Source organism: Allobosea sp. CER48, assembly GCF_044752385.1.
Classification (GTDB): Bacteria; Pseudomonadota; Alphaproteobacteria; order Rhizobiales; family Beijerinckiaceae; genus Allobosea.
Window position 1 is genome coordinate 1 of the sequence record NZ_JBIWYK010000119.1, and the last position, 7738, is coordinate 7738.

9 protein-coding genes are annotated in these 7738 nt (G+C 67.3%); 6 read left to right on the top strand and 3 right to left on the bottom strand.

Annotation, left to right across the window (positions count from 1 at the left end; all coding sequences use genetic code 11):
• Window positions 1-48 precede the first annotated feature (48 nt).
• Entirely contained in the window at window positions 49-1425 is a 1377-nt protein-coding gene (locus ACIPIA_RS06750) for a PleD family two-component system response regulator (protein WP_400507897.1), read from the bottom strand.
• A gap of 18 nt (window positions 1426-1443) precedes the next feature.
• Window positions 1444-1815, bottom strand: a complete 372-nt coding sequence (locus ACIPIA_RS06755) for a response regulator (protein ID WP_400507911.1) — start codon at window positions 1813-1815, stop codon at window positions 1444-1446.
• Between the two features lie 132 nt (window positions 1816-1947).
• Between ACIPIA_RS06755 and ACIPIA_RS06760 the strand changes: the two genes are divergently transcribed.
• Window positions 1948-2238 carry a DUF3572 domain-containing protein gene (locus ACIPIA_RS06760; RefSeq protein WP_400507899.1) on the top strand — a complete coding sequence of 97 codons (291 nt, stop codon included), beginning with the start codon at window positions 1948-1950 and terminating at the stop codon, window positions 2236-2238.
• Complete coding sequence (locus ACIPIA_RS06765; protein WP_400507901.1) at window positions 2235-3584, top strand: DNA polymerase IV; 1350 nt, start codon at window positions 2235-2237, stop codon at window positions 3582-3584. Before ACIPIA_RS06760 ends, ACIPIA_RS06765 begins: the two co-directional genes overlap by 4 nt.
• Here the strand turns inward: ACIPIA_RS06765 and ACIPIA_RS06770 are convergent.
• A complete protein-coding gene (locus ACIPIA_RS06770) occupies window positions 3541-4401 on the bottom strand; it encodes a cell envelope integrity EipB family protein (protein ID WP_400507902.1) in 861 nt (286 codons plus the stop codon). The genes ACIPIA_RS06765 and ACIPIA_RS06770 overlap by 44 nt on opposite strands.
• 209 nt (window positions 4402-4610) lie before the next feature.
• Between ACIPIA_RS06770 and ACIPIA_RS06775 the strand changes: the two genes are divergently transcribed.
• Genes ACIPIA_RS06775 through ACIPIA_RS06790 form a run of 4 tightly spaced genes read left to right on the top strand, consistent with a single transcriptional unit; the run spans window position 4611 to window position 7711 of the window.
• The gene (locus ACIPIA_RS06775; protein WP_400507904.1) at window positions 4611-5084 is read left to right on the top strand and encodes a RidA family protein; all 474 of its coding nucleotides are present in this window, start codon (window positions 4611-4613) and stop codon (window positions 5082-5084) included.
• The gene (locus tag ACIPIA_RS06780) at window positions 5084-5860 is read left to right on the top strand and encodes a glycerophosphodiester phosphodiesterase family protein (RefSeq protein ID WP_400507906.1); all 777 of its coding nucleotides are present in this window, start codon (window positions 5084-5086) and stop codon (window positions 5858-5860) included. The genes ACIPIA_RS06775 and ACIPIA_RS06780 overlap by 1 nt, the downstream gene beginning before the upstream one ends.
• A complete protein-coding gene (locus ACIPIA_RS06785) occupies window positions 5857-7089 on the top strand; it encodes a GNAT family N-acetyltransferase (protein ID WP_400507908.1) in 1233 nt (410 codons plus the stop codon). Before ACIPIA_RS06780 ends, ACIPIA_RS06785 begins: the two co-directional genes overlap by 4 nt.
• Window positions 7082-7711: a 2'-5' RNA ligase family protein gene (locus ACIPIA_RS06790; protein WP_400507909.1), complete on the top strand. Its 630-nt coding sequence runs from the start codon at window positions 7082-7084 to the stop codon at window positions 7709-7711. Before ACIPIA_RS06785 ends, ACIPIA_RS06790 begins: the two co-directional genes overlap by 8 nt.
• The last annotated feature ends 27 nt before the right edge of the window (window positions 7712-7738 follow it).

Consider the following 7738-nt stretch of genomic DNA (forward strand, 5'->3'; position numbering starts at 1 on the left):
GGCGCCGGCCTTCGCCGCGGCCGCGTTACGGCTCGGACACGCCCGGATTCAGGCGGCGCTGGCGACGATGACGCGGTTGCGGCCGCCGTCCTTCGCCCGATACAGCGCGTCGTCGGCGCGCTTCATGATGTCCGCCGACGACGCGTCTCCGGCCCGGCGATACGCAACGCCGACCGAGACCGTCACCCGGATGTCGCGCGTTCCGTTCTGGATGGCGAAAGGCTCGCTTTCGACCCGCTCGCGAATGCGCTCCGCGACATGGCTGGCGGCTGCGCGCCCGGTGTCGGGCAGGACCACCACGATCTCCTCCCCGCCGAGGCGCGCGACGAGATCGATCCCGCGCGTGCAGGCGCGGACCCGCACGGCGAATTCGCGCAGCACCTCGTCACCAGCATCGTGGCCCCAGGAGTCGTTGACGGCCTTGAAGTGATCGATGTCGAGCAGCAGGATTGCGAGCGACCGGGCGCGCAGGGCCGACTCGTCGAACATCATCGCGAGCCGGCTGTCCATGAAGCGGCGGTTGTGCAGCCCCGTGAGCTGATCCCGCACCGCCATTTCCATCGACGACTGAACGCTGTCGCGCAGCCGCTCGGTGAAGCGCTTGCGACGAACCTGGATGCGGACACGGGCCAGGAGCTCGTTGCGGTCGATCGGGCGCAGCAGGAAGTCATGCGCGCCAAGGTCGAGGCCGCGCAGGATGCGGGCGCGATCCTCGGCCTCTCCCATCAGCAGCACCGAGAGGTTGCGCGTGCGTTCGAGCGAGCGCAGCTGGCTGCACAGGCGCAGACCATCCTGGTCCTGCAGGTTGAGGCTGATGATCACGCTGTCGAAACTGCCCTCGGCGGCACGCAGCGCCGCCTGCTGCACGTCGCCCTCGACCTCGACTTCGTGGAAGGTGGACAGGGCGCTCTGGATGCGCTCCACCGCGTTCGGGCGGTCCTCGACGAGCAGGATGCGGCCGTTGAGGCCGGTCTCGGCCGCCGCGGCCACCAGCGGATCGGCGATGCCGAGCCGGGCGGAGGCCATGGCGCGGCTGCGCAGCTCGTCGGTCATCTCCTTGAGGCGCGTCAGGCTGCGCACGCGGGCCAGGAGAGCGGCATCGTCGAGGGGCTTGGTCAGGAAATCATCGGCCCCGGCGTCCAGCCCCTGCAACCGGTCGCGCGGCTGGTCGAGCGCCGTGACCATGATGACGGGAATATGCGCGGTGGCCGGCGTACGCTTCAGCCGCCTGCAGACCTCGAAGCCGTCCATGCCCGGCATCATCACGTCCAGCAGGACGATGTCCGCTTCGCCGCGTTCGCAGATGGCGATCGCCTCGCGTCCGCCCAGCGCCGTCACCACGTCGAAATACTCGGCCGTCAGCCGGGCCTCGAGCAGCTTCACATTGGCGGCGATGTCGTCGACGACGAGGACGCGGGCGGTCATGGTGCACTCACTGGCCGCTCAGGCCGCGCCGGCATAGGTGCGGACCGTCTCCAGGAATTTGGCCACGGAGATCGGCTTGGAGAGATAGGCTTCGCAGCCCCCCTCGCGGATCCGTTCCTCGTCCCCCTTCATCGCGAAGGCCGTGACCGCGACCACGGGAATGGTCTTGAGGTCATCGTCCTCCTTGATCCATTTCGTGACTTCGAGGCCCGAGACCTCCGGAAGCTGGATATCCATCAGGATCAGCGCCGGGTGATGCGTCCGCGCCAGCTCGATAGCCTCGATGCCATCGGACGTCTTCAAGGTCGCATAGCCATGCGCCTCGAGAAGATCGTTGAAGAGCTTCATGTTGAGCTCGTTGTCTTCGACGATCAGGATCGTCTTCATCAGGCCGCCCTTCATTCGCGCCAGGGAGCGTCCGCCATATGCCGGCGGCCTTTCCAAAATGGCGGCGTCGTTCGATGATTGTGGTAGCACGCGAGCAGTTGACGAAACACAAACCGGATACGCGACTCCCAGGCCATGGCACCAAGACTGACCATCGAGGACGCAGAGACGCTGGCGCTGCGTGCCCTCGCCTTCCTGGCCGCGGAACCGGAGCGGATCGAGCCCTTTTTGAGCGCGACCGGCCTCAACCCTGCCAATCTGCGCTCAGCGGCAGGCGAGCCCGGCTTCCTTGGCGCCGTGCTCGACCATATCGCGGGAAGCGATTCGCTCCTGCTAGAATTTGCCGAAAATTTAAGGCTGAATCCTGAAATCGTGGCTTCGGCGCGCCACGTCCTCGCCGGGCCGGAGCCGGACGACTTCTCGTGACCGCCGCCCCCCACCGGCTGCGCAGCCTATGCCGCGATTGCCTGGCGGATCATGATGCCGTCGGCCCGCAGCGGCGCTGCCCGGCCTGCGGTTCGCCACGACTGCTCAGCCATGCCGAGCGCGACACCCTCAATCTCGCCCATATCGATTGCGACGCCTTCTACGCGACGATCGAGAAACGCGACGACCCGAGCCTCCAGGACAAGCCGGTCATCGTCGGCGGCGGCAAGCGGGGGGTGGTCTCGACCTGCTGCTACATCGCACGCACCTATGGCGTGCGCTCGGCCATGCCGATGTTCAAGGCGCTGAAGGCCTGCCCAGAGGCAGTGGTGGTCAAGCCGAACATGGCGAAATACGTCACTGTGGGCCGCGAGGTCCGGCAGATGATGCGCGAGCTGACGCCACTGGTCGAACCGCTCTCGATCGACGAGGCCTTTCTCGACCTCGGCGGCACGGAGCGCCTTCACCACGCCAGCCCGGCCGTGACGCTGGCGCGCTTCGCGAAGCGGGTCGAGGCCGAGCTCGGCATCACCGTCTCGGTCGGGCTGTCCTACGCCAAGTTCCTGGCCAAGGTCGCGTCCGACCTCGACAAACCGCGCGGATTCTCGATCATCGGCCGCGGAGAGGCGGTCGCCTTCCTCGCCGACAAGCCGGTCAGCCTGATCCCCGGCATGGGCCCCGCGAGCGTCGCCAAGCTGGCGGAGGGCGGCTTCAAGCTGATCGGCGACCTGCGCGAGGCGCCGGTCGAAAAGCTCTTCCGCCTCGCCGGCAAGGACGGCCCGCGCCTCAAGAATCTCGCCAACGGCATCGATGCACGCCTGGTCACGCCCGAACGCGAGACCAAGAGCGTGTCGAGCGAGACGACGCTCGACGTCGATCTTTCGGCCTTCGAGGAACTCGAGCCGATCCTGTGGCGGCTCTGCGAGAAGACCTCGAAGCGGCTGAAGGCCCAGGAACTCGCCGGGCGAACCATTACTCTCAAGCTGAAGACGGCCGATTTCCACATCATAACCCGCGCGACCAGGCTGCCCGAGCCGACGCAGCTCGCCGCCCGCCTGTTCGCGGCCGGGCGCGATCTGCTGAAGCGCGAATGCAACGGCCCGCGCTACCGGCTGATCGGCATCGGCACGAGCGATTTCAGCCCGCCGGAAGAAGCGGACCATGGCGATCTCGCGGATACCGCGACGCCGCGTCTCAAGGCAATGGAGGGCGCGCTCGACAAGCTGCGCGCCCGCTTCGGCGACGAAGCGATCGGCAAGGGGCTCAGCCTCAGGCTGCCGCAACGCCGCTCCGGCGAGCCGGCTATTTCGCGCAAGCTTCCTGAGGAAGAAGATCCAGGCGCGTGAGCGTGCCACGCAGCGCGAAGCTCCCGTAGTCCAGCCTGATCGCGCCGGTGACGCCGTTCTCGTAGAGCTCGAAGGAGATCGTGTAGGACGGCGTCGATTCACCCGAGCCGACCTTGAAATAGGAGATCGTCACCGGCCAGCGCGCCATCTTCTCGAATTCGGTGCGCTGCAGCGGTTTCTCCGACGGCTCGCTCTCGATCCGCTTCCCGATGATCGAGAGCGTGTCGTAGACCTCCTTGCCGGAATTGGCGCCGTCATAGAGCCGTACGTTCAGCGTAGGCTTTCCGGCGCGCGCCGCCTGAATCACCGCCTTCATCTGCGCGTTCGGGAACAGCGCGTCGGCGCCCTCCCGATGCGTCTCGGGTTTGGGCTGGCGCAGCTTCACCTCGTACCCACCGCCGTTCTTCTCGGCCGTGCCGTCGATCGTCTCCGGCTTGGTGCCGCCGGAAGAGCTCTCGGTCTTGAAGCGATAGCTTCCGCCGTCGCCCGCCTCGAAGCTGGTTGTCCGGGCATCGATCACCCGCGGCCCCGCCTCGGTGCCAAGCTGCGTGACCTGCCGAAAGGACAGCGCATAGCCTTCGCAGGCATCGCCGGTGAACTCGAAGGCGATGCGCCCCTTGGCAGCCTCGATGTTCCCCGAGGGCTTGGCGTTGTCGAGGACGAGGTCGTAGACGGCGCGGTGTGGCGCAAGCACCACCCGGTCCGGCGCGGGCTGCGCCGCCGTCACCTGCGCCCAGGCCGGCCCCGCGGCCAGCAGCAGGGCTGCGATACCGACCCGGCCCGCATGGCCAGCCAGCCTCAAGCTTGTGTCGTTCATTGCGCCGCTTTTCCGTTCCATCCTCGGTTGGAAATCTAGGTGCATTGCGGCAATGGCGCAAACATGGCGGTGAGCCCGGCTCCCGACGCCGCACCAGCCCTGCCTGCCGGGCATGCCCCGATGCTTGCGGGCCGTCCGGGCATCGGCCATGAAAGGCGGTCTCGCAAGATCGGTCCCAGAGACCCTGCCTCGCTCGCGGAGCCATGCTCATGAACGTCGTCGAAACGCGCCTCGCCGAACTCGGAATCACACTGCCAAGCCCGGCGGCTCCGGTCGCCAACTACGTGCCCTATGTCATCACCGGAAACCTCCTGATCATCTCCGGCCAGATCTGCTTCGGGCTCGACGGAAAGCTCTCCGACAAGCACAAGGGCAAGCTCGGCGCCGAGATCTTCAACGAAGCCGGCCTCGAAGCGGCGCGCCTGTGCGCGATCAACGTGTTCGCTCAGGCGAAGGCGGCACTCGACGGCGATCTCGGCAGGATCGTGCGCTGCGTGCGCCTCGGCGGCTTCATCAACGCTGCCCCGCATTTCGCGGCGCTGCCGGCGATCATGAACGGCGCATCGGACCTGATGGTCGAAGTGCTCGGCGACAAGGGGCGCCATGCCCGCTCGACCGTGGGCGTCGCCGAACTTCCGGCTGACGCCGCCGTCGAAGTCGAGGCGATGTTCGAGATCATCTGATGGCACAGTCTTCCAACACCGTCAGCCGGCCCGATTTGGGCTGGCTGATTGCCCGGCCGATCGCGCATCGCGGCCTGCACGAGCTTGCGGCCGGCGTGATCGAGAACAGCGCCTCCGCGGCCGAGGCCGCCATTGCCGGCGGTTTCGGCATCGAGTGCGACGTCCAGCTCACCGCCGACGGTGACGCCGTGGTCTTCCACGACTTCGTGCTCGACCGCCTGACCGGCGAAAGCGGCGCCGTCGTCGAGCGCAAGGCCGACGCGCTCTCCAGGATCGTGCTGAAGGGCAGCAGCGACCGCATTCCGACCCTGTCGGGCTTCCTCGACCTGATCGGCGGGCGCGTGCCCCTCGTCATCGAGATCAAGAGCCGGTTCGACGGCAACCTGGCGCTGACGCGTCGGACGGCCGAGGTTCTCGCCGGCTACAAGAGCCATCCGATCGTGATCAAGTCCTTCGATCCCGATATCGTGACTGCGCTGCGAGAGATCGCGCCGGAGATTCCACGCGGCATCGTAGCGATGAACGCCTATGATTACGGCGACTACGACAGCCTGTCGCCGGTCCGGAAGCATGCCCTCGCCAACCTGCTGCACTTTACCGAGAGCCAGCCGCATTTCCTCTCCTGGAAGGTCGTCGATCTGGAGAGCGCGGCGCCCTATCTCTGCCGCAACGCGCTGGGGATGCCGCTTATGAGCTGGACGGTGCGCACGCCGGAAGAGCGGCAGCGGGCGGCGCAGTTCGCCGACCAGATGGTCTTCGAGGGCTTTCGTCCTTGAGCGACGGCGCCAGCGCGGGTCTCAGCGTTCGCGTCGCGACCTCGCTCAGCGCCATCCCCGCAGGCGCATGGAATGCCTGCGCCAATCCCCACGCATTGCTGGACGCCCTGTCGGCGTCCGGCGATGCCGATGCCGCGACCGATCGGGACAACCCTTTCGTCAGCCATGAATTCCTGATGGCGCTGGAGGAGAGCGGCTGCACCGGCCGCCGCAGCGGCTGGTCGCCCGCCTACCTCCTCGTCGAGGACGAGATGGGCCAGTTGCTGGCCGCAGCGCCGAGTTTCCTCAAGAGCCACAGCCAGGGCGAATATGTCTTCGACCATGGCTGGGCCGACGCCTATGAACGTGCGGGGGGGCGCTATTACCCCAAACTGCAGGTCGCAGCGCCCTTCACGCCGGCGACGGGGCCACGGCTGCTCGTCGCCGATGGGCCCCGCGCCGCGGAGGCGCGGGCGGCGCTGATCGCCGGCCTGGAGGCCTTGCGGTCGCAGACGCAGGCTTCCTCCGTCCATGTGACCTTCGCCCAGGAGCCGGACGTCGCCGCGCTGGAGCAGGCCGGCTACCTGGAGCGCAACGACCTGCAGTTCCATTGGCAGAACGAAGCTTTCGCGGACTATGACGATTTCCTGGCGACGCTGGCCTCGCGCAAGCGCAAGGCGCTGAAGCGCGAGCGGCGCGAGGCCCTCTCGGCCGGCATCACCGTCGAGGCGCTGTCGGGTCGTGATCTGACCGAAGGTGTCTGGGACGACTTCTTCGCCTTCTACGAGGACACCGGCTCGCGCAAATGGGGCCGGCCCTATCTCAATCGCGCGTTCTTTTCGCGGGTCGGCGCGGCGATGGGCGAGCGCATCGTGCTCATGATGGCGAAGCGCGCCGGGCGCTACATCGCCGGGGCCATCAATTTCCGCGGCGCCAACACCCTCTACGGCCGCAACTGGGGCTGCATCGAGGACCATCCCTTCCTGCATTTCGAGGTCTGCTACCATCAGGCGATCGACTATGCGATCGCGCACGGCCTCGCCCGCGTCGAGGCCGGGGCGCAGGGCGAGCACAAGCTGGCGCGCGGCTACCGGCCCGTCATCACGCGCTCGCTGCACCATATCGCCGATCCAGGCCTGCGCAGGCCGGTCGCTGCCTATCTGACGCAGGAGCGGGCGCAGATCGCCGCAGTCCAGGCAGCGCTCATGGCGGAATTGCCGTTCCGCAAGACAGGCGCAAGCGATGGCTGACATTGCGGCCACGCCGGCGGCGATCGGCACGACGTTCTGCGGGGATGCCGAACTCGGCTATCGACGCAATCTCACGGACTTTGCGAGCCCGCTCCTGCTCGACGAGAGCTACCGGCTCGCCCATCTGCCTCTGGTCGCGCCCAACCACCCGGGCGTCATCGCGCGCCGCGACGGCAGGTTCTACGAAATGGGCCGGCATCCGCGCGTTTTCTCGCTGGTGCTACCGGTCGATGATGGAGTGCTCCAGGCCTCGCCCGCCTTTCGTGCCCTGGAGGATGAACTCAGGGCAGCGCCCTTCGCCGGCAAGATCGCCTGGAACATCCTGCCGAAGCGCCGCGGCAAGCTGCACGCCACGCTCTGCGGCTCGCTCGCAACCGGTGAGCCGGCGACGGCGACGCAAGCCACGCGCGACGCATTGAGCCGGATCGAGCCTTTCAACGTGGAGCTTCGCGGGCTGTTTTCCGGCAATGTCAATCGCGGCCGCCTCTATCTTGCGGTCTATCCGGAGAAGCGCGCGGGCGCCAACGTGTTGCAGGCGGTGCAGGCCGCCTTCGGGCGCCCGCCCGGCGATCTCTGGCTCGTAGGGCTCTATAATTTCACGGACGATCTCGACGGCGCGTAAACGGCGGCATTGGCGGATATCGTCGCT